Source organism: Pandoraea horticolens, from assembly GCF_902459555.1.
GTDB classification, from domain to species: domain Bacteria; phylum Pseudomonadota; class Gammaproteobacteria; order Burkholderiales; family Burkholderiaceae; genus Pandoraea; species Pandoraea horticolens.
This window is the reverse complement of record NZ_CABPSM010000027.1, coordinates 20,026-38,602: the sequence shown is the minus strand read 5'-3', so window position 1 is coordinate 38,602 and position 18,577 is coordinate 20,026. Positions and strand designations below refer to the sequence as shown.

16 protein-coding genes, 1 pseudogene and 1 riboswitch are annotated in these 18,577 nt (G+C 61.1%); of the genes and pseudogenes, 6 read left to right on the top strand and 11 right to left on the bottom strand.

Annotated features, from left to right (window positions below; genetic code table 11):
• From PHO31112_RS25740 to PHO31112_RS25720, 5 genes and pseudogenes are all read left to right on the top strand, one after another.
• A pseudogene (locus PHO31112_RS25740) lies at window positions 1-344 on the top strand (P-type conjugative transfer protein TrbL); the annotation flags it as partial.
• Between the two features lie 12 nt (window positions 345-356).
• Window positions 357-1,064, top strand: coding sequence for a conjugal transfer protein TrbF (gene trbF / locus PHO31112_RS25735; RefSeq protein ID WP_150624395.1), 708 nt, complete (start codon window positions 357-359; stop codon window positions 1,062-1,064).
• Window positions 1,061-2,065, top strand: a complete 1,005-nt coding sequence (gene trbG / locus PHO31112_RS25730) for a P-type conjugative transfer protein TrbG (RefSeq protein ID WP_150624393.1) — start codon at window positions 1,061-1,063, stop codon at window positions 2,063-2,065. The genes trbF and trbG overlap by 4 nt, the downstream gene beginning before the upstream one ends.
• Window positions 2,052-3,344, top strand: a complete 1,293-nt coding sequence (locus PHO31112_RS25725) for a TraB/TrbI/VirB10 family type IV secretion system protein (RefSeq protein ID WP_150624391.1) — start codon at window positions 2,052-2,054, stop codon at window positions 3,342-3,344. Before trbG ends, PHO31112_RS25725 begins: the two co-directional genes overlap by 14 nt.
• Window positions 3,341-3,607: a DUF2274 domain-containing protein gene (locus PHO31112_RS25720; protein WP_150624389.1), complete on the top strand. Its 267-nt coding sequence runs from the start codon at window positions 3,341-3,343 to the stop codon at window positions 3,605-3,607. Before PHO31112_RS25725 ends, PHO31112_RS25720 begins: the two co-directional genes overlap by 4 nt.
• 87 nt (window positions 3,608-3,694) lie before the next feature.
• Here the strand turns inward: PHO31112_RS25720 and PHO31112_RS25715 are convergent, their stop codons facing one another.
• The 8 genes from PHO31112_RS25715 to PHO31112_RS25680 form a co-directional block, all read right to left on the bottom strand.
• A complete protein-coding gene (locus PHO31112_RS25715; RefSeq protein ID WP_150624387.1) occupies window positions 3,695-4,156 on the bottom strand; it encodes a hypothetical protein in 462 nt (153 codons plus the stop codon).
• Window positions 4,157-4,265: 109 nt separating this feature from the next.
• A complete protein-coding gene (locus PHO31112_RS25710) occupies window positions 4,266-5,255 on the bottom strand; it encodes a hypothetical protein (RefSeq protein WP_150624385.1) in 990 nt (329 codons plus the stop codon).
• 191 nt (window positions 5,256-5,446) lie between these two features.
• Entirely contained in the window at window positions 5,447-7,330 is a 1,884-nt protein-coding gene (locus tag PHO31112_RS25705) for a UvrD-helicase domain-containing protein (protein WP_150624383.1), read from the bottom strand.
• Between the two features lie 2 nt (window positions 7,331-7,332).
• The gene (locus PHO31112_RS25700) at window positions 7,333-9,318 is read right to left on the bottom strand and encodes an ATP-dependent nuclease (protein WP_150624381.1); all 1,986 of its coding nucleotides are present in this window, start codon (window positions 9,316-9,318) and stop codon (window positions 7,333-7,335) included.
• Window positions 9,319-9,381: 63 nt separating this feature from the next.
• Complete coding sequence (locus PHO31112_RS25695) at window positions 9,382-9,852, bottom strand: hypothetical protein (protein ID WP_141571510.1); 471 nt, start codon at window positions 9,850-9,852, stop codon at window positions 9,382-9,384.
• 391 nt (window positions 9,853-10,243) lie between these two features.
• The gene (locus tag PHO31112_RS25690) at window positions 10,244-10,438 is read right to left on the bottom strand and encodes a hypothetical protein (protein WP_150624379.1); all 195 of its coding nucleotides are present in this window, start codon (window positions 10,436-10,438) and stop codon (window positions 10,244-10,246) included.
• Window positions 10,439-10,724: 286 nt separating this feature from the next.
• Window positions 10,725-11,930 carry a D-amino acid dehydrogenase gene (locus PHO31112_RS25685; RefSeq protein WP_150624377.1) on the bottom strand — a complete coding sequence of 402 codons (1,206 nt, stop codon included), beginning with the start codon at window positions 11,928-11,930 and terminating at the stop codon, window positions 10,725-10,727.
• A gap of 158 nt (window positions 11,931-12,088) precedes the next feature.
• A riboswitch (glycine riboswitch) is annotated at window positions 12,089-12,179 on the bottom strand.
• Between the two features lie 57 nt (window positions 12,180-12,236).
• Window positions 12,237-13,406 (bottom strand): M20 family metallopeptidase, encoded by a 1,170-nt coding sequence (locus PHO31112_RS25680; protein WP_150624375.1) that lies wholly within the window; start codon window positions 13,404-13,406, stop codon window positions 12,237-12,239.
• 171 nt (window positions 13,407-13,577) lie between these two features.
• Between PHO31112_RS25680 and PHO31112_RS25675 the strand changes: the two genes are divergently transcribed.
• The gene (locus PHO31112_RS25675; protein WP_174995888.1) at window positions 13,578-14,933 is read left to right on the top strand and encodes an aminotransferase class I/II-fold pyridoxal phosphate-dependent enzyme; all 1,356 of its coding nucleotides are present in this window, start codon (window positions 13,578-13,580) and stop codon (window positions 14,931-14,933) included.
• Between the two features lie 37 nt (window positions 14,934-14,970).
• On the opposite strand, the gene PHO31112_RS25670 is transcribed toward PHO31112_RS25675, so the two are convergent.
• The 3 genes from PHO31112_RS25670 to PHO31112_RS25660 form a co-directional block, all read right to left on the bottom strand.
• Window positions 14,971-16,875, bottom strand: a complete 1,905-nt coding sequence (locus PHO31112_RS25670) for a solute symporter family protein (protein WP_150624371.1) — start codon at window positions 16,873-16,875, stop codon at window positions 14,971-14,973.
• Window positions 16,872-17,213: a DUF485 domain-containing protein gene (locus tag PHO31112_RS25665; protein ID WP_150624369.1), complete on the bottom strand. Its 342-nt coding sequence runs from the start codon at window positions 17,211-17,213 to the stop codon at window positions 16,872-16,874. The genes PHO31112_RS25670 and PHO31112_RS25665 overlap by 4 nt, the downstream gene beginning before the upstream one ends.
• A gap of 258 nt (window positions 17,214-17,471) precedes the next feature.
• On the bottom strand, window positions 17,472-18,419 hold the full coding sequence (locus PHO31112_RS25660; protein WP_246178567.1) for a DJ-1/PfpI family protein: 948 nt from the start codon (window positions 18,417-18,419) through the stop codon (window positions 17,472-17,474).
• Between the last annotated feature and the right edge of the window lie 158 nt (window positions 18,420-18,577).

Here is an 18,577-nt window from a genome sequence, read left to right as displayed (position 1 = left end):
GAGCCTTCGGTGCTGGCGTCGCTAACGTCGCACGCAGCGGCGCACAGGCCGCCGGCGAGCGGGTCGCGGCCGGTGTCCGCGCCGTGCGCGATCGCGCGGTATCGACCGGCGGCGCGGGTGCGCCATCCGCCTCGCGCAAAGCCGCGAGCGAAACATCCACGTCGTCGGTGACTGCCGATAACGCATCGCCGGCATCCGCCAACAAACCACCCGACTGGGCGCAACGCCTGCAACGCCGCCAGCGCGCCGCGCATGGCGCTTCGACGGCCGCGCATGTCGTGCGCTCGGCCGACCACGGCGGCGGCGGGGCCGCGCCGGAACTCAACGATTCCTCGAACGAGTAAGGGAGGCGAGCCATGCGCTTCACACGACCCGGCGTGCGCTACAGCGAATCACCTGCGCCCGCCACGCCTTATCAGGCCGCCGCGCAGGTATGGGATGAACGCCTCGGCAGCGCGCGCGTGCAGGCGAAGAACTGGCGGCTGATGGCCTTCGGCTGCCTGGGCCTCGCACTGCTGATGGCCGCGGGCCTCGTCTGGCAATCTGGCCAGTCGCGTGTCACGCCCTATGTGGTGGAAGTCGATCACGCCGGACAGGTCCGCGCAGTCGGCGCAGCAGTCACACCGTACAAGCCGACCGATGCGCAGATCGCCTATCACCTGGCGCGCTTCATTACCGACGTTCGCTCGTTGTCGATCGACCCGGTAGTCGTGCGGCAGAACTGGCTCGAAGCCTATGGCTACACCACTGACCGGGGCGCGGCGACGCTGAACGATTACGCACGCGCTCACGATCCGTTTGCCCATGTCGGGCAGGACTCCGTATCGGTGGACGTGACCAGCGTGGTGCGTGTCAGCGACGCCTCATTCCAGGTGCGCTGGACCGAGCAGCATTTCAACGACGGCACGCCGACCGGCACCGAGCACTGGACCGCGATGCTCACTCTCGTCATGCAGACCCCGCGCACCGAACAGCAGGTGCGCCGTAATCCCCTCGGTATCTACATCAACGGGCTGTCCTGGAGCCGTGACCTGGACGCACCGGAAGGAGCGAAGAAGCCATGAAACCGTCGATCACTGCCATTGCCTTCCTCATCCTGCTGGGCAGCCTTGCTGGTTGCGCCACGCAAGGCAAACCACCGCCGGCGATCTCGCTGGACGAATCGGTCAAGGCGCAGCCGCTGCCCGAGCCGCCCAAGCCTGTTGCGGTTGTGGAAGTGCCGAAGCCCTTGCCGTTGCCGGATCAGATGAAGCCGTTGCCTCCCGCCGATGCGAAGCCGGCACCGGAGCCGGCGGACGCGAAGGCGCGTGTCGAACAGGCCAATGCAGAGGCCAGTGTGGTGCCGACGCGCGACGGCTACATCAACGCGATCCAGGTCTGGCCGTTCTCCGATGGTGCGTTGTATCAGGTCTATACCAGCCCTGGCCGCGTGACGGTCATCAGTTTGCAGCAAGGCGAGGAACTGGTGACTGTCGCCGCCGGCGATACCGTGCAATGGATCGTGGGCGATACCGCGAGCGGCAGTGGCACAAGCCGGCGCGTGGCCGTGATGGTCAAGCCGGTGCGCGCGGGGATCATGACGAATCTCGTCATCACCACAAACCGGCGTACCTATCTGCTTGAACTCACGTCCACCGCGAAAGCGTGGATGGCGTCGGTGTCGTGGGAGTATCCGAAGGACCAGATGCTGGCCTTGCAGGCTCAGGCCCAAGCCGCCGATGCACAGGCGCCGGCGGCCGAGGGGCTATCCCTCGATCAGTTGCATTTCCGCTATGCGATCACGGGCGACAGCCCGCCGTGGAAACCCGTGCGTGCGTTCGATGATGGACAGCATGTCTATATCCAGTTTCCGGTCGGTATCGCACAGGGTGAATTGCCGCCGCTGTTCGTGGTCGGGCCGGATGGCAAGGGCGAACTGGTGAACTACCGTTTCCATGCCCCTTACGACATCGTGGATCGTCTGTTCGGCGCGGCCGAGCTGCGGCTCGGCGGTGACAAGGCCGCTGTGGTACGCATCGAACGCACCGACGGCGTGGCTGCGGGAGCCAGTCATGGGCACGACTGACCACGAAGCCCAGCCCGTGCCGAAGGTCGCCCCGGAGGGCGTCGCCTTGCGCGCAGCACCGCGCGCGGTAACGCGGCTCAACCGTCGCACGCTGGCCGTCTCCGCCACGCTGCTCGCGGTGGCCGTGGCCGGTGCGTCGATGTGGGCGCTGCAATCGAAGGGTCGGCGTGGTTCGGGCGATCAGACCAACCTCTACAACGTCGATCGGGTCGCCAAAGCCGACGACCTGGACCAGTTGCCGGCCGACTACTCGAAACTGCCCACGAAACCCGCGCCGGCGGCGCCGGCCAGCGTGCCGCAACTCGGGCCGCCGCTTCCCGGCGATTGGGGTGCAGCGTCGGCGATGCCACCGCTGCCGGGTGGCAACGTCAATCCGGGGCCATCGGCCGAGAACATTGACCGGCAGCGCCAGGCCGACGAGATTGCACGCTCGGCGGTGTTCTTTCGCACCGGCAGCGATGCCGGCAAGTCCGATACGGTTTCCGCGTCGGCGGGCACGACACCGACGTTGAATGCCGGGGCCGGCGCATTCAATCCGATGCGGGCCGGGCCGGCATCCACGGCCGCGCAACCCAACGACCCGACGGCGATCCAGAACCGGCAGGACCAGAAGGAAGCGTTCATGGCCAAGGGCGGCGACGCTGCGACCAGTAACACGGGCAGCTTGCAGGCGCCGGCGTCGCCGTACACGGTGATGGCCGGTACGATCATTCCGGCCGCGCTGGTGACGGGCATCAATTCCGACCTGCCGGGGCAGATCATTGCCGAGGTCACGCAGCCCGTGTACGACACCGCAACCGGCCACTATCTGCTGATTCCGCAGAGTTCGCGCCTGATCGGGCGCTACGACAGCCAGGTCGCGTTCGGGCAGCAGCGGGTGCTGCTGGTCTGGTTGCGGCTGGTGTTGCCCGATACCTCGTCGATCGCGCTCGACAAGTTGCCCGGCATCGACCCAGCCGGTTATGCCGGCCTGGAGGATGGCGTGGACTGGCATTGGGGCCGCATTTTGACGGGTGCCGTGCTGTCCACGATGCTCGGCGTCGGCTCCGAACTGGCTGTCTCGAATCAGGGCAGCGCCAACGGCAACACGGTTATCGCGTTACGCGACAGCTCGCAGGACACGGCTAATCAGGTCGGACAGGAAATCACACGCCGCGACCTGAGTATCCAGCCGACGCTGACGGTACGGCCTGGGTTTCAGGTCAACGTGATGGTGAACAAGGATCTTGTGCTGCGGCTATACCAGCCGCTCTTTGTCCAGCGAGGACCGATGCAATGAGTGCGTCCACGAAAAAGCTGCGGCTGGGGCCACTGCCCGATACTCAGACCGTCAAGCTGACTTTTACGTGTTCGGCGAGCCTAAAGGCTGACCTCGACCGTTATGCCGCGTTACACGCGCAAACCTACGGTGAGACGGTTGATGCGTTGACGCTGATTCCTCACATGCTGGAAGCGTTCATGGCCGGAGATCGGGGATTCCGGAAAGGTACGACATCCGGGCCTCCTCGCTCACCAGTAAAGCGCGAGGCGAATCCATCATAGGTAGGCGACGTTGCTAGCAGGAAAGCGATGGACATTGAAACGGCGGTGATGCCGTCCGCCTTGAACGGAACTATTAGTCGTTTTGCGTCAACGAGGATTAGCAATGACGCCTTTGAGCTGCTCATTGTTGTAGATTGCCTCGACGGATTGTCCGAGCCCTTCCAGCTCGCCAGCACCGCTCATGAAATTATTATATTTTGTAAATAGGTCGTGCCAAAGTTCCTCAGCAACCTTTTTAGCTTTTCCTTCAAGGCTTGCATGAACCGGTGGCCAGAGAGCAACTAGCTGCCAGTAATTATTTGAAACAAACTCAATAGACTCCTTGTCATCCGGCCAGCTGACCTTGCTGGAATAAATTTGCTTCAGAGTTCCTCTAAAGATAGCTGCTCCTGAAAGCCAAGATTTCACGGCATTTCGCGTATTGTCGTATCTCGCCTGTCTTTTCCAAGATTTCAGGCTGAGCATGGAAATGATTGCAGCAATTGCCGCCGCGACGGCGGAAACTAATGTGCCAATCATTGTGTAAAAAGTTAGGTCTTCTGGTGTCACGGAATGGTCTCTTATGGCATTGCGTTATACACATCTTTTGCCTAATTTCTAGGCGCGTTGCTTGTAGTCCCTTGGCACAAGGGTTTCCGGACTGAGAAGCTCAGACAAGCTACGGTTTCAAAATGGCCGAGCATCGTTCGGGAGAAATGGTTACAAGCTCAAATTTTGTTGTATCGAGTTGGTACGCTGTCTCCGCTTCTTTTTGAATGTCGAGCAGCGTTGCTTTGTCAATATATATCCCCGCATTCACGCCCGTCCCACCAGGATAGTCTCCGCCTCGAAGCAGGGGATTTAGGTATTTAAGGGCAAAAATTGGCGACCAGGTAAAGTGCTTCAAACCTACATGCACGTAGATGTTTGACCAGCTATAGATTCGCTCTATGTGTTGTAGTGGAATTGCTAGTTTGAACTTGCTCTCATGTAGCTTGATTGCCGCCAAAACTTTACTCATGTTGAGCGGTAGGACTGTTTGATTCGATCGATCGAGAACGCCCAGTAGTCCGAAGCCAAAGCGTATCCTGGTTTCGAGCGCCACGCGGAGCAGTGCGGCTCCCGAATCAGTTGCAAGGTCTGCGAAGGCAAAGAACGGAGAACCTCCGAACATTAACTGCTCAGCCGCATGTGAGATCTGGAAAAAATCGTGCAGCGAATTTTTCCAAATGCCATACATCGCTGGGGTTTCTTGGGTTAGGGCAGCCCAATCATCCAAAAGCGTTTGGGCATCTAGCGCGAGATTTCGAAGTAGTGAGTAATGCTGGTACGCGAAGGGTTCGCTTCGAGCATCGGTACTGGCATTGATTACACCTTCAGCAATCCATGCACAGGTTTCGGAGAATATCTTGGCATTGGACGCATAGAAGGCTTGCTGTGCCTGTTTCTTGTCGATCTCGTTCAGGCCCTTTGGGTAGGCTTGTTCGATCAACCTCTCGTCAGGAAGGTCGGGGACGGAGTGATTGGTTTCCTGCGCGAATGCATCTTTGAAAAGTTGAATACCCTGAGCCTTAAGCCAACTGGCCAGATCTATGGCGTGCTGGGGACTGGGCGTACCTAAGACGGTACATTGCTGGAACTCTTTGCGGAACTCGTCGATGTAGTGCATGCATATCCCGTTGATTGGTAAGGCACAGCATAGCTTCAGACAGTAAAAGCCGCCCCTGTCTACATGGGGGCGGCTCCGAATTGGTGCCCCGAGGCCAGATTCGAACAGACAAGCCTTGCGGCGGAGGATTTTGAGCCCGAATCTGAATTACGCGTACTGCCGAATAAGCAGGGCGAGTCGCTTGGTGAGGATTATATTGCTATCTCCGGTACTCCAGCTTCTGTTAGAAGCTGGAACAACTCAGCCACGCGTTGCCTCCGGCCGCGCTCACGACAGAATGCAAAGATCGCGCGCTGCTTTGCGCGGGAGAGCGCGACGAAGAATGTTGCGAGACCCTCTGGGTTTCCGGGCCTGTGCGCCCACCATGCCTGATCGTCGAGACCAACAAAGACAATCGTGTCGTACTCAAGCCCCTTGCTTTTGTGGACTGTCATCAATGGAATCTGGCCCAGGCCTTCGAATACGTCGAGCGTACCGGTCCATGTCGGCGCTCCGTTCGCTGAGGCGGCGACGTGCAGTTTGAAGGCTTCCGCCATGATGGAGAGAAGGTCACCGGTCGAATATTCGACATATGTCCGCGCGATGGCAGCTAGGTTTAAGAATGCATAAACACGGTCGGCGAATGCTTGCGCAGAGGCTGCAGACGGTGGCAAGTTGGCCATGTCGGCGCGCAGTGTTGCGATGAAGGTCGTGAGTTCGTCCTCAGTGCGAGTCTCGCCGCCATTGTCGCCATCTGCAATGGCGCGGATTTCGAGCAGAGCTGTTGAGGCGAGCTGCCACGAATCCGCGGCACGCCGCGTCGAGCCCAAGCGAAGGAACGCCACAGCGATCTTCGCAAATGTGTCGGTCAGAAGATCCTGCAACGTCGTGCGACCGAGCGCGTGACTCTCGTTGCGGAGGCGCAAGCCTGCTCTCGCGAGTGGTTCGGCGAGATCGGCCTCGTAGTCGTCGGACTTTTGCTTAACAAGAATGGCGTAATCCCGAGGCGCGCGACCGCGAGCGGCCATATCGTTCGCGAGCCACTGGCCGAGGTATTCGGCCTCACGGGCCTTGCTGGGACTGTTCCAGACTTGGGCGACGTCTCCAGCGACTTGCCGCGCGGCTTGGGCGACGGTGGCAGCAGCATTCGGGTCTAAGGCCCGGGCGACTACGTGCTGAATGCGCACGAGATCGGGCGAGGATCTGAAATTGAAGAGGAGGGGGATACGCACTGCTGCAAAGTCCGCTTCAAAACGCTCAAACGCATCTGCTCGCGCGCCCGCCCACGTCATGATCCGTTGCTTGTCGTCGCCAACGGCCGTGATCGCGACGTCCGCGCCCTGGAATGCCGACAGCAGGAAGTCATATTGCGCGTAGGTCGTGTCCTGGAACTCGTCGACGAAGACGAAGGGATATGTGAGTTGCAGGGCTCGTTGAATATGGGGACTGGCGCGCAACAATAGTTCGGCGAGCCGATTGAGGCTGACGAACGTCATGCGCGAGCAAGGTTGGGCGGCGAGCTGGCTCGCCCACCATCGTTGGATGGTCAATTCGGTTCCAGATTGCGCAGCCGCGCGCGCGATAGGAAGCCGATATGCCCCCGCGTGGTGCGATTCGAAATCGCTGGCACTAAGACCGGCGACGTCCGCCTTCCACGGGTTGGGCGCGTTCAGGAGCGAGTCCTGAAGGAAACCTGTTAGTTGGCGGAAGTTCGGAAACGCTATGTCATAGGGCCGGCTAGGGCGCCAATCGGCTGGTATCGCCGTCAGAAACCGGTCGACCAGACTTTTCGTGAAAGCGTCGAAGGTCAATGAAGTGAAACGGTGCGAAAGTTCGGGCGGGCAGCGTTTGTGCACTCGTGCGGCCAAGTTACTCGCGGCGTCGCTCTTGAACGAGATAGCGAGTATGCGGTAGGGCGTAGGGCAGCGCCCCGTCTCGAGCAGGAAAGCAGCACGCTGAGCGAGAAACTCGGTTTTTCCAGCGCCAGGCCCGGCAAAGACACAGGCGGAGCCATGTTGCCGCAATGCCCGCCACGCTTCAGGCTCTAGGTCTTCGATGCCTCTCGGGCGCCAGTCTTCTGGCCGGACGAGCGCCATGGTCAGGCCGCCGGGGGTTGGTGTTGGTTCTGCGGCGGTGGAGGGGGCGGCGCAAGGCGAGCAGAGATCGAGGTCAGAAGGGCGCGCAATTCTTCCGGCGCACCAGCTGTCAGCGCCTGTGAAGTCTGGTCGCTCAATACGCGAACGTGGGTGCTGGGTTTGCCTCGACCAAGGAACAGATAACGATACCAGCGCAGCAATTGCTCATGTTCCGCGCCGTAAAGGCCATGGCGACCTTCCTCGCCAAGAACGGCGGTGCGTGGGTTTCCTCGTTGTGATGGACCTTGTCGTCCGGGTTCTAGAACTTGATAGGCCCCAGGAAATGCCCGCAGCATCGAGTAATCAAGATCGAGCGGAGTGCAGAAGAATACGTTGTGCTGGCGAAGCGCGTTTGCCCAGTTCGTCAAACCAGCAAAATCCTCGGCGGGATTCCTATCAAACGTCGCGAGGTCGGCAGCCGGACCGGCAGGACTTGGTTGTGCAAAGATGGCCTGAGGTGCGACGCCGACCGCGAGGAGCTGGGTGCATGCGGTCTTGATGCGTCCCCAGCCGCCGCCGTCACGTCCCCAATCGAGGTCGAGAAGGGTCGCGTGCGGAATGTCGAGATCGGTCAGAAGTCGCCACAGGTGATTGACGTGACGGCCGCCGAGCGGAACTACGGCGACGAACGAGCGGTCGATGTCGAGATTCATCGCTTCAGCAAGGCGCGGCAGTACCACCTCCTCTGAGGCGCCTTCGCCTAGGACGGCAAAGCGTGCGAAGTAAAGTTCCGGGTAGGTGCGGACTGCCTCGCGTATAAACTTTGATGCTTCCTCCTGATCCTGCGGAAGACGGATCGCGCGCACGCGCGCCGTGCGGTCGACTGGGTTTAGGCGGAAATGCCTGACCTGAGCGGGATCAACGCGTGCGAGGATGCTTGCCGAGTGACTCGAGATCACCGCCTGCGCGCGTGGACCGGCGGTTAGCTCCTCAATCTGGCGAACGATGCGCGACAGGTAAAAAGGAGCGAGGTTGTTCTCCGGCTCCTCCACGGCAATGAGCGTAAGGCCAGGGAGGGGAACGCCCCCTGGCTGAAAGCCTGCGGCGGCGTTTGCAGCGATATTGGCTTCAATATCCAGGGTGGCGGCCGTCATCGCCAGATGGAAGAGCGAACGCTGTCCATCGCTAAGATCATCGAGCGCTCGCTCGCGGCCTGCCTCGTCGGGACGGAAGACAACCTCGACCTTGCGGATGGCCTCTTCGAAGCGCAGGTCGATCGGACGAAACAGCGGTGTCGTATCGGTACCCGCTGTGTGAACTTGCTGCCACCGCCGTGTAACCGCGCCCACAACGATATCGACGGCGGGCTCTGCTGCAAATGCGCCATTGAGAGCGCTGCCTGCGTCGGCGAAGCTTCGCCTTACACCTTGTGACCAGTTGATTGCACGCCAGAGGCGGCCGCGCAGGAAGGACGTGACCTGGGAGGTGCCATCGCGTGATGCGGGCACATAGATCATTTGGATACGAGCGCGGTCGAGTGCCTTGAGTTCGATGCAGTCGGCTTCAGCGAAGGCGCCGAGGGTACGGATCGCCCAATATTTTTGCTCTATGGCGCCTTCAAGCGAGCCGTCATCGATCCAGGTAGCTTCGAGGCGGAGCCGACATTTCAGCTGTCCGGCGTCGTCCGCTGCCATCTGCTGAAAGAATTCCGGGATCGCCCCAGCGTTGGCGTCCGCCTCGTCTAGCTCCGGAAATGCCAGAATCGCCTCAAGAGTGAGTGCGCGTTGGAGAGGTGGCGCAGGCTCAGCTGCAGGCACATGAAAATCTTGGCGACGAAGGCGTCGCTGCTCGCCAGTGATCCCGAAGAGGCGCTGGAGCGCTTGTAGCGCAGCCGTCTTGCCGGCGCCGTTGACTCCCACGAAAGTCGTAAGACCGCTCGTCAAATCGATTGATGTGCCAGCCGGCCCGAAGCAACGGAAATTCGTTAGAAGAAGCTGTTCGATATACATTTGCGTGCGTTCCCCCGAGAGTTGCGCCCGTTGGTTTTCATTCAATGACGGGGCGCATACGCATCATCTTACGGTACGTTTCCGAACCACAGTTTGAGCCACAATCCGCCTGTTTATTTTGGTCTTCCACGCGATCTGCGCGTCTGAGAGATTTCTCTTCCGCATCGTCTGCTTCAGGAACGTGTATTCCTTCTCGCTGTAGAGGTAGCCCATGCGGTAGGCATGCTCGATGAGGTCATTGTTGGCGTTGGCGGTTAAGTCTTTCGCGATTCGCTTGAGCCCGTCGAACAGGTTGCCAGTGTCAATTTGGATGAAGCGGTTGATGCAGACATTGCCAACATAGGTCTCGTTTCCGTTGAGACGGTTTCGGATGTAGCAATGCTCTTTAATTTCTTGTCCGCATGGACAATGGTCGAATTCTTCGCTGATTTCGACTGCGACCAAGGACCATTCGGTGCGGGCGATGTCGAAGCGCTGCGACACGGACAGGGGGACGATATGAGCCCGCAAATTCTCGAAATTGTGTCCTTCCATTTCGCCTCTTTATTCCACATCTTTGAAAATGTAGGTACCGCGACCACGCGCAGCAATGGGCCAACCGCTGGTCAGCGGTGAGAACGCCTCATCCATCGCCAACTGGCTTCCCAAGTGCAGGATTTCCTAGGCGACAGCATCCCCTCAGGGAGGGATTGGGCTTGTTGCAGGATGGTTTCCGGTTAACGTATTCATGGGACACTTCTCGGAACAGAGAAATGATGCATTAGTTTCTGACATCTGGGGCGGTATGATCGCCTGTCGGCTTGTGACCAAGGCAAGGACGGAGAGGCGTGATGCCGGGGAGGGCAGTCGGGTTCTTTTCTGCTGCGGTGCCGAGCAAGCGTTGAAGGTCACGCCAGGATATTTGGATAACTTGCTGTGGTCGTATCTAGGTTACGACTGGAGCAACAATCCCCAAATCACCGTCGCCTTGATGAAGTGCGGTCGCCTGTTCGGTATAATTGAAGCTGATTGATAATGGTGTTGCCAGAGTCGTCGCCTCGCCAATCGCCCCATCTCCCGCGTCAGCAAAAGGTATGCGGCGGTGACGGTAAAAGCGACGGTAAAGGCCCATTTCGATCATAGCCAAATCCTTTAACCACGCGGGTTTGGGCGGTCTGTTGATGATCGAGTGGGAGTGATCCAGCCGTGAGTTGGACGCGCTGACGCCTAAGGAAAAAATGTTCAAGGTGAGCGATCGCGACGGCTTGCACGTAGCGGCGCTCCTGACGAACGGTTAGCCGACCGATTATCGGAGCGAACACGACGAACCACATGGCGATGAGGCCAAGCCATGTGGTCCGGTGTTTGCCGAAGCGAACAGTCATGAGTGCGGGCCCAACGTTCCGACGGAACTCGTCGCCCGAGGGCTAGCGATTATCTATCAAGGACGACACAGCCTCCGCCGTTGCAGCAGAGAGCGTCCAACCAAGATGTCCGTGCCCCGTGTTATAGAAAATCCCCGGGCGTTTGCCACGCCCCGTGCGCGGCAGCATGCTCGGGAGCATGGGGCGCAGGCCGGCCCACGGAACTACCCTCGCAGTCGAAGCGCCCGGAAAGTATCGACGCGTCCATTGAACCAGCGGCTCCACCCGATCCGCACGTATGTCACGGTTCACGCCATTGAACTCCGCAGTGCCCGCGACGCGGAAGCGGTCGACGCCAAGTCGGCTCGTCACGATTTTCGCGTGATCGTCGAGCAGGCTGACCCACGGCGCGCTTCGACGGCTCGCCTCATCGTCGAGATGCACGGTAATCGAATAACCCTTCACGGGATAGACATTCACGTGGTCGCCGACCATGGCCGCGAGCGACCGACTTCCCACGCCTGCGCAGATCACAACGCCATCGAACGTATCACGGCCTGCGGTGCGGGTAATCGCAATGCGGCCGCCGTCGAGCGAATCGATCGCTTGCACGTCCGTGTCGTAATGGAACGTCGTGCCGAGCCGTTCGCACGCGGCCGAAAGGCCTCGCGTGAACTTGTGGATGTCACCGGTCGAATCGGACTCCGTAAAGAATCCGCCGAAGAAGCTGCCATTTAGTGCCGGCTCGATGGTTCTGATTTCCTCCGGCGTGACAGCCCGCCGGTCGAGTCCCCCGGTGCGCAGCAGTTCGTTGACGCGCGCTGCTGCCTCGTGCTCCTTGCGCGTGGCGTAGAAATGCAGGATGCCGCGCCGCTCGTGATCGAACTGAATACCCTCGCGCTCCGCGATACCGAACAGGTGCTCGCGCGCCGCAATCGCGAGACGCACGGTTTCGATCGTGTTATTGCGGTAGTGCGGAATCTGACGCAGGAATTCGCCGATCCAGCTGTACTTGTGCCAGCTCGGCCGCGGATTGAGCAGCAGCGGGGCATTGCGCGTGAACATCCAGCGCAGCCCCTTGAACACGGTCGCGCGGCTGTTCCAGACTTCCGCATTGCTCGCGGACAATTGCCCGCCGTTGGCGAACGACGTTTCCATCGCGGCATAGCGATGCCGATCGAAAACGGTGACCTGATAACCGCGTTGCGTGAGCGCATACGCAGTGGTGACGCCGGTAATGCCGGCGCCGATGATGGCGATTCGTGGCATGACATGATCCAGATGAGTTGAGCATCGCCGGCCGCGTTGGATTCAAACCGGCGCCGATGCCCCATCTGTCCATGTACCTGAGAGTTTCGCCCGCACGGCCGCTTCGCGGCCGGGGGGCTCCCCTTCGGTGGGCGCGCGAAGCGCCGCTCTCCAGATGTTCTGGCAGTACGGTCCTTTTGCCTGAGAGTTTCCGGGGCGGTTGCTCCGTCGGCGTCGTTCGCGAGGAACGATCTCTCCCGTACTGCATGTGTAGAACGACGAAACGCTACATGATCGATGCCACTTTTTCAACACAAAAAAATACAGTCATGCCGTCGTCGCGGCGTGCGCTTGCGAATTTGCGCCGGCGCACGCCTGCCAGCCAGAGATCAGTTGCAGATAGATCCCGGTGCATTGACGAATGCGCTGCACGCTGCACCATTCGTCAGTTTGATGGGCCTGCGAGGGTTCACCGGGCCCCAGAATCACGGTCGGTACTTCGCCGAGCCAGTCTCTCAGCACCGGGCCATCGCTGAAGTAGGCGACGGTTGTTTGTCCCGTTCGAACGCCGGTCGCAGCCTCGGCCGTTTCAATCGCGTAGCCGAGCCACGGATTCTCCAGTTCGTTGGTCAGCGCCGGGACATCGACGGCGGCGGACAGCCGTACCTTCTGCCCGAGATAGGCGCCGAGGCGATCGACCAGCGCGTCGTGCGACGTGCCACCGACCGTACGGATGTCGATCGAAAACGTGGTGGCGTCGGGGACCGAATTGACGTTCGCTCCGCCCGAGATCGTTCCGACATTCAGCGAGGGGCGGCCGAGCAGTGGATCGTCGGGAGTCCCGAAGTCAAAGATCCGCAGTTGCTGGATCGCGTCCGACGCGTGATAAATCGCGTTGTCCCCGAGTTCGGGCATCGCGCCGTGAGCCGCGCAGCCGGACGTGTGGGCATTCAGCCAGAGGGCGCCTTTATGGCCGATCGCGCATTGATTCGAGGTCGGCTCGCCAACGATCATCGCACCGACGTTCAGATCGGGCACGTCCAGTTCGTTCAGGCGCTTCGCGCCCTCGCAGCCGGTCTCTTCGCCTGCGGTCAGGATCACCAGTACGCAGGGTAGCGTTCCGTGCAGGTCCTTATAACGCTTGAGCGCCGACACGAAGGCCGCAATGCCGCCTTTCATGTCAGACGAGCCGCGTCCGTACAGCCGGTCGCCATCGATGTGTCCGCTCAACGGCGAAGCCCTCCAGCTTCCCGCGCCGAACGGAACGGTGTCGAGGTGCCCGGTGAAGCACAGGCGGCGGCTGGCCGAGACGGTACTCCATGCGACCAGGTTTGCGCGGCCGGGCGCGATTTCCTGAACGAGGGTGTGAAGTCCCAATTCGCTCAGCAGGTCTTTAAGTTCCGCGGCGAGCAGCAGTTCGTCGCCGGGCGGATTGACCGTCTGGGTTTGTACCATGCGCTGGGTCAGAAGAACCGGGTCGAAAAGTGTGTCATCCATAATGGGTTTGTCCGATCGGGTGTGTTACGTATTGGTAATGAATAAAAGTTCGTACCATGGAAACATTGCCGTTCACTGCTGTTTCAAGGAGAGCGGGAAAGCCATCCGGAATAAGTCAATATGCTTGTCCCATTGTCAGATAAACTATGTCTTATCAAGCATGGGGAATTCATGGAAGCGCTCGTCATCGATCTGGACAACAGCAGTCCATCCGAAGGAAAGGCCGACGCAATCAGGCGCGCGATCGAGTGCGCGATACTCGAAGATCGTCTGAAACCCGGCGATACGCTGCCAACGGTTCGCGCGCTCGCGGACAGCCTCGGCATTAACAAGAACACGGTGGCGGTCGCCTACCGGCAGCTTCGCGACGGAGGTCTGATCTCCGGGGAGGGGAGGCAAGGGTCGACCGTGCGCCGTCACGCGTCGGCGGCCGGCGCGCGCGACGCGGCCGGCCGCGCCGCGCAGACCCGTTTCGTGAGAGACGGAAATCCCGACGTGGCCCTTCTTCCGGACGAGGCCGAAGTCCACGAGGCGATGGCGCGCATGAGCGTCGAACCCCGGCTCTACGGCGAGCATCGGAACGACGACGCTTTCGTTGACTGGGCGCGCAAGCAGTTCATCGACGATCGTATCGAGGTTTCCGGCGGAATATTCGTGTCCGCAGGCGCACTCGACCTCATCGAGCGGGCACTCATTGTCTCGGGCATCCGGGCGGGAGACAGGGTTGCAGTCGAAGACCCTGGTTATATCAGCGTGCATTCTCTCGTTCGTTCGATGGGCATCGATGCCGTACCGCTCGCGCTCGACCCTGCGGGCATCGTGCCGGCAAGCCTTCGCAAGGCGCTGAAGGCTGGGGTCAAAGCGGTGATCTCGACGAGCCGCGCCCATAATCCGACAGGCGTGGTGACGTCGCGAGCGCGGGCATCCGAGCTGGAAAAAATGGTCAGCGGCAATAGCGACGTGCTGTTCATCGACGACGACCATACGAACCTGCTGAACCTTGCGCCCTACCATTCGTGGCACACCGGCGTGCGGCGCTGGCTGACGGTGCGATCGCTGTCGAAGGCGCTCGGGCCGGACTACCGGATCGCTTTCTCCACCGGCGACGCGCAAACCGTTCAGCGTCTGGAGGAGCGCCAGAGCGTGGGGATGGGGTGGGTGAGCACGTTGGTGCAGCGTCTCGTGTTCGAACTCGTGACCACGGGCTCGGTGCAGAAGAAGATCGCGGCGGCGGGCATCGCGTACCGCGAGCGTCACCAGTTGCTGACGGCCGCACTGAAAAAGCGCGGCTTCGACGTGCTGCCCGGCGCCGGCCTCAACGTCTGGGTTCCGCTGCAGAATGAACTCGAAGTGGCGCAGCGGCTGTTCGCCGCCGGCTGGCTTGTCCGGGCGGGGCACGAGTTCTGTCTGGAGGGGCAACAAGGTATCCGTGTGACGGCTGCCCGAATGACGCCAGCTGAAACGCTCGACTTCGTCGAAGCACTCGTCAGGGTGTGCCAGACAACGTCGTCCACGCTTTCGGCCTGAACCACCGCTGGGCCGCGAAGGACGCGGCGAGCGCGTATCAGTGATCGACGGCATGGGCGACGCCGACTCCGCTGTCCCGCCGATAGACGAGCGCTTTCCACCCCGTGCCCGATCCGCGCCGGCGGCCCAACAGCGAACCGATCACCACAAACAGGAAGCCGAGCGGCACCGATACGATGCCCGGATTGCGCAGCGATACGAGCGGTGCCCGAAGGCCGACGAGGCTGGTCGTGCGCGAGCCGATCGCATCGAGCGTGGACTGCGCCGCGTCGCGGCTCGTGCGCGCGGCGTCGCGTGCGGCGGAGAAATCGCCCGGCCCCGTATACCGGATCGCACCTTCGGCTTCGAGCGCGGCCAGCCGCGTACTGGATGCCGCGAGCGCACGCGTCGCCTCGGCGCGAACGGCGAGCGGATACTGCATGTTCGGCGACACCAGCACGAGGGCGATCGCGACGAGCGATCCGCCGACCACACCGGCTATCACGCCGACAGTGTTGCAGCGTTTCCAGTAGAGCGTTGCCAGCAACGCCGGCAGATTGGCGGACGCTGCGACTGCGTAGGCGAGTCCGACGAGATGCGCGACGTTCTGGCCTTTGGCGAACAAGCCTGCGCCTGTAGCGATGAACGCGACGAGGACCGACGCCACCTTGCCGGCGCGAACCTGTTCGTGATCCGAAGCATTGCCGCCCTTCAGCACGCCGACGTACACGTCGTGCGCAAGCGACGACGCGGCGGCCAGCGTGAGACCGGCGACGACCGCCACGATGGTGGCGAACGCGATCGCGGCCACGGCGCCAAGCAGTATGTTCCCGCCGGTCGTCGAGGCACCGCCGCCAAGGTGTTGAGCGAGCAGCAGCGCGGCCAGATTGCCGCCCTTGTCGGCCGACGAAATGCCGGCCGCGCCAACATAATAAGCCGCGGCAAATCCGATCACGATGATCAGCAGGTGACAACCGCCGATCCACAACATGGCCCACAGCACGGACTGGCGGGCGGTCTGCGCGTTCTTCACGGAAAACAGGCGCATCAGGATATGCGGCATTGCGGCCGTGCCGAGCGTCAGTGCGAGACCCAGTGATAAGAGCTCGACTGGGTCCTTGAGATAAAGGCCGGGTTCGAAAAAAGTTCGCGAGATGAGCGTGTTGTCGTCGGCTGGCAAGCGGTGCAAAGCGAGCAGCCAGTCGCGCAACGCGGGCTGGTGCGAGAGAGTGTCGAGCAGCGTTGATACGTTGAAGCCGAACGGCGCAACGGACAGCATCGCCAGCAGGCCGCACATGCTCAGCAGCAACGCTGCCTTGATGATCTGTACCCATGTGGTGGCGCGCATGCCGCCGAACGTGACATACAGCAGCATCAGGACGCCGACGGCCAGCACCGATACTTCGTAGGGCACGCCGAGCAGCGCATAGAGCAGCACGGCGCCGCCGACGATCTGCGGGATCATGTAGAAGATCGCGATGATCACACTCGAAAACGCTGCCAGCATCTTGGAGGTCTTGAAGCTGTGGCGGTAGGCGAGGACGTCACCGAACGTATAACGCCCGAGATTGCGGCACGGTTCCGCGACCAGCAGCAGCACCGGAATGAGCGCGGCGAAGAAGCCGACCAGATACAGCATGCCGTCGTAGCCGTACAGCGCGATCAGGCCGGACACGCCGAGGAACGCGGCGGCGGACAGATAGTCGCCGGCAATGGCCAGCCCGTTTTTCAGGCCCGAGATGCCGCCTCCGGCGGTGTAGAACTCGCTGGCGCTTTTACCTCGTCTCGCGCTGAACCAGGTGACGATCAGCGTGAACGCGATCACCGCGGCGAAAACGGAAAAGGCGTGCAGCCGGTAGGCGTGCGGCACCACTTCGGCCGCAGGCGCGAGCGCCGGGAAAAGAAGGGTCGCCGTGCACGCGGCAATCCGCGGCAAAAGGCGCGAACATGCGTCCCGTTTCATCGTTGTGCTCCTTCCGGACCGGCTGCCGTTGCCGCAGCGATTTGTGCGTCGATGGTGCGCATGCGCCACGCGTAGAAAATCGCGAGGCCGGCGCCGAAAAGATACTGCGATAGCGTGAGCACCATGCCGACGTTCACCATGCCGGCAATGGGGGTAGCGAATTGCGAACGAAACCATCCATCGCCAATCAGCAAAGCGAAGTACCAGACGAAAAATGCGGCGGTGAGGCGGATGATCAGACGACTCTTCGACGCGACACAGGCCTCGAACGTGCCGGGCTGGAACTCCGCCGTTGACGGCGGGGCGATGGGTTCTGACAGTCTTATGTGCGCGTCCATTCTTTTCTCCAGATCAACGAGGATCAAATTGTATTTACGTACCAGTACATAAATATATATGTACCATTCAATGTAGATGGGTCAGATCGATCGGTCAAATGGAAAAAAATCGGGGTAAACCTGTGTGGAATCGATGGTTCGGCCGTAAGGGGGGGGGCGGCAGGGAGGGGGGAACCGATCTCGCGAAGCCGGACACCGGTTTTTAGGGCGGAAATGGGGGGGGCGGGCGCGGCTGCACTCGCCCCGTCGGAGATGGGGTTAGGCGCCTACGCCTGCCTGTGCGGCCTGGTACGCCTGCCCGGTCGCCAGGCGCTTTTCGGTGATGACCCGGGCCCGTTCGGTGACGGTGGCGAGCACCGCTGCGGGGGCCGTGGCCGGCGAGCCGGCCTGGAACGGCGGCTTCGGATCGTAGGACATATATAGCTGGAGTTCCTGTGCGACGGTTTCTCCGCGCAGCAACGACGCCACGATCAGCGAGCCGTCGATGCCGGACGTGACGCCACCGGCGCTGACGAACTTGTCGTCGATGACCACGCGGTCGTTGCTGGGCGTTGCGCCGAATAGCGGCAGCACGTCCATCGCAGTCCAGTGCGTGGTGGCGCGGCGGCCGTGCAGCAGGCCGGCGGCACCACAAAGGAGTGCGCCGGTGCATACCGAATAGACGTAGCGGGCGCCTTCGGCCTGTTTGCGGATGAAGCCGAGAACAGTCTCGTCGTTCATCAGCGCTTCCTGGCCGTAGCCGCCGGGGACGAGCAGTACGTCGAGCTGGGGTGCTTCGTCGAAAGTGGTGTCGGCCAGAAGCAGCATGCCTGCGAGGTCGCGGACTGGGTTCTTGTCCTTCCAGAGGGTGAAGAAAGTGGAATTGGGGACTCGGGCGAGGGCCTCGAACGGGCCGGTGAAGTCGCATTGGTCCATGCCGGGAAAGATGATGCCGCCGATCTTGAGGTGAACATCCGATGGGATAGTCATAAATTTATCCTTTGTACTGGTACGAAAAACAAAACAAACAGGTACAAATATATCCCAACCCGACGGGGTGTCAACCCATTCGTTGTGGATTCGGATCGTCCCGCGATCGGCGGTGTGGTCCACGAACGTTTCGACGATCTTGCGAAGCCGGGCGTCGGCCGGCATGGGCAAATGAAGGTTTCCGGTCGGCGCCGGCGCGATTTCGTCGAGGTGCCGCGTGACCAGGCGCGATTCCATCCCGCCCTCCGGATAGCGCATCGGAAGGCTGGCGGATCGGATCATCAGTTCGCGCAGCAGCGGCGTTGCGGAAAGCGTGCAGCAGTTCGGTGGGAGATCGGAAACGGCGACCGCTGCCTAAGAATCATTTGGTCAACGTGTCGTTTTTTAAGGGATAT

Coding starts and splice junctions, on each gene's coding strand:
- trbF (WP_150624395.1), top strand. CDS start 357: ATGCGCTTCACACGACCCGGCGTGCGCTACAGCGAATCACCTGCGCCC.
- trbG (WP_150624393.1), top strand. CDS start 1,061: ATGAAACCGTCGATCACTGCCATTGCCTTCCTCATCCTGCTGGGCAGC.
- PHO31112_RS25725 (WP_150624391.1), top strand. CDS start 2,052: ATGGGCACGACTGACCACGAAGCCCAGCCCGTGCCGAAGGTCGCCCCG.
- PHO31112_RS25720 (WP_150624389.1), top strand. CDS start 3,341: ATGAGTGCGTCCACGAAAAAGCTGCGGCTGGGGCCACTGCCCGATACT.
- PHO31112_RS25710 (WP_150624385.1), bottom strand. CDS start 5,255: ATGCACTACATCGACGAGTTCCGCAAAGAGTTCCAGCAATGTACCGTC.
- PHO31112_RS25705 (WP_150624383.1), bottom strand. CDS start 7,330: ATGGCGCTCGTCCGGCCAGAAGACTGGCGCCCGAGAGGCATCGAAGAC.
- PHO31112_RS25700 (WP_150624381.1), bottom strand. CDS start 9,318: ATGTATATCGAACAGCTTCTTCTAACGAATTTCCGTTGCTTCGGGCCG.
- PHO31112_RS25695 (WP_141571510.1), bottom strand. CDS start 9,852: ATGGAAGGACACAATTTCGAGAATTTGCGGGCTCATATCGTCCCCCTG.
- PHO31112_RS25690 (WP_150624379.1), bottom strand. CDS start 10,438: ATGATCGAAATGGGCCTTTACCGTCGCTTTTACCGTCACCGCCGCATA.
- PHO31112_RS25685 (WP_150624377.1), bottom strand. CDS start 11,930: ATGCCACGAATCGCCATCATCGGCGCCGGCATTACCGGCGTCACCACT.
- PHO31112_RS25680 (WP_150624375.1), bottom strand. CDS start 13,406: ATGGATGACACACTTTTCGACCCGGTTCTTCTGACCCAGCGCATGGTA.
- PHO31112_RS25675 (WP_174995888.1), top strand. CDS start 13,578: ATGGAAGCGCTCGTCATCGATCTGGACAACAGCAGTCCATCCGAAGGA.
- PHO31112_RS25670 (WP_150624371.1), bottom strand. CDS start 16,875: ATGAAACGGGACGCATGTTCGCGCCTTTTGCCGCGGATTGCCGCGTGC.
- PHO31112_RS25665 (WP_150624369.1), bottom strand. CDS start 17,213: ATGGACGCGCACATAAGACTGTCAGAACCCATCGCCCCGCCGTCAACG.
- PHO31112_RS25660 (WP_246178567.1), bottom strand. CDS start 18,419: ATGGAATCGCGCCTGGTCACGCGGCACCTCGACGAAATCGCGCCGGCG.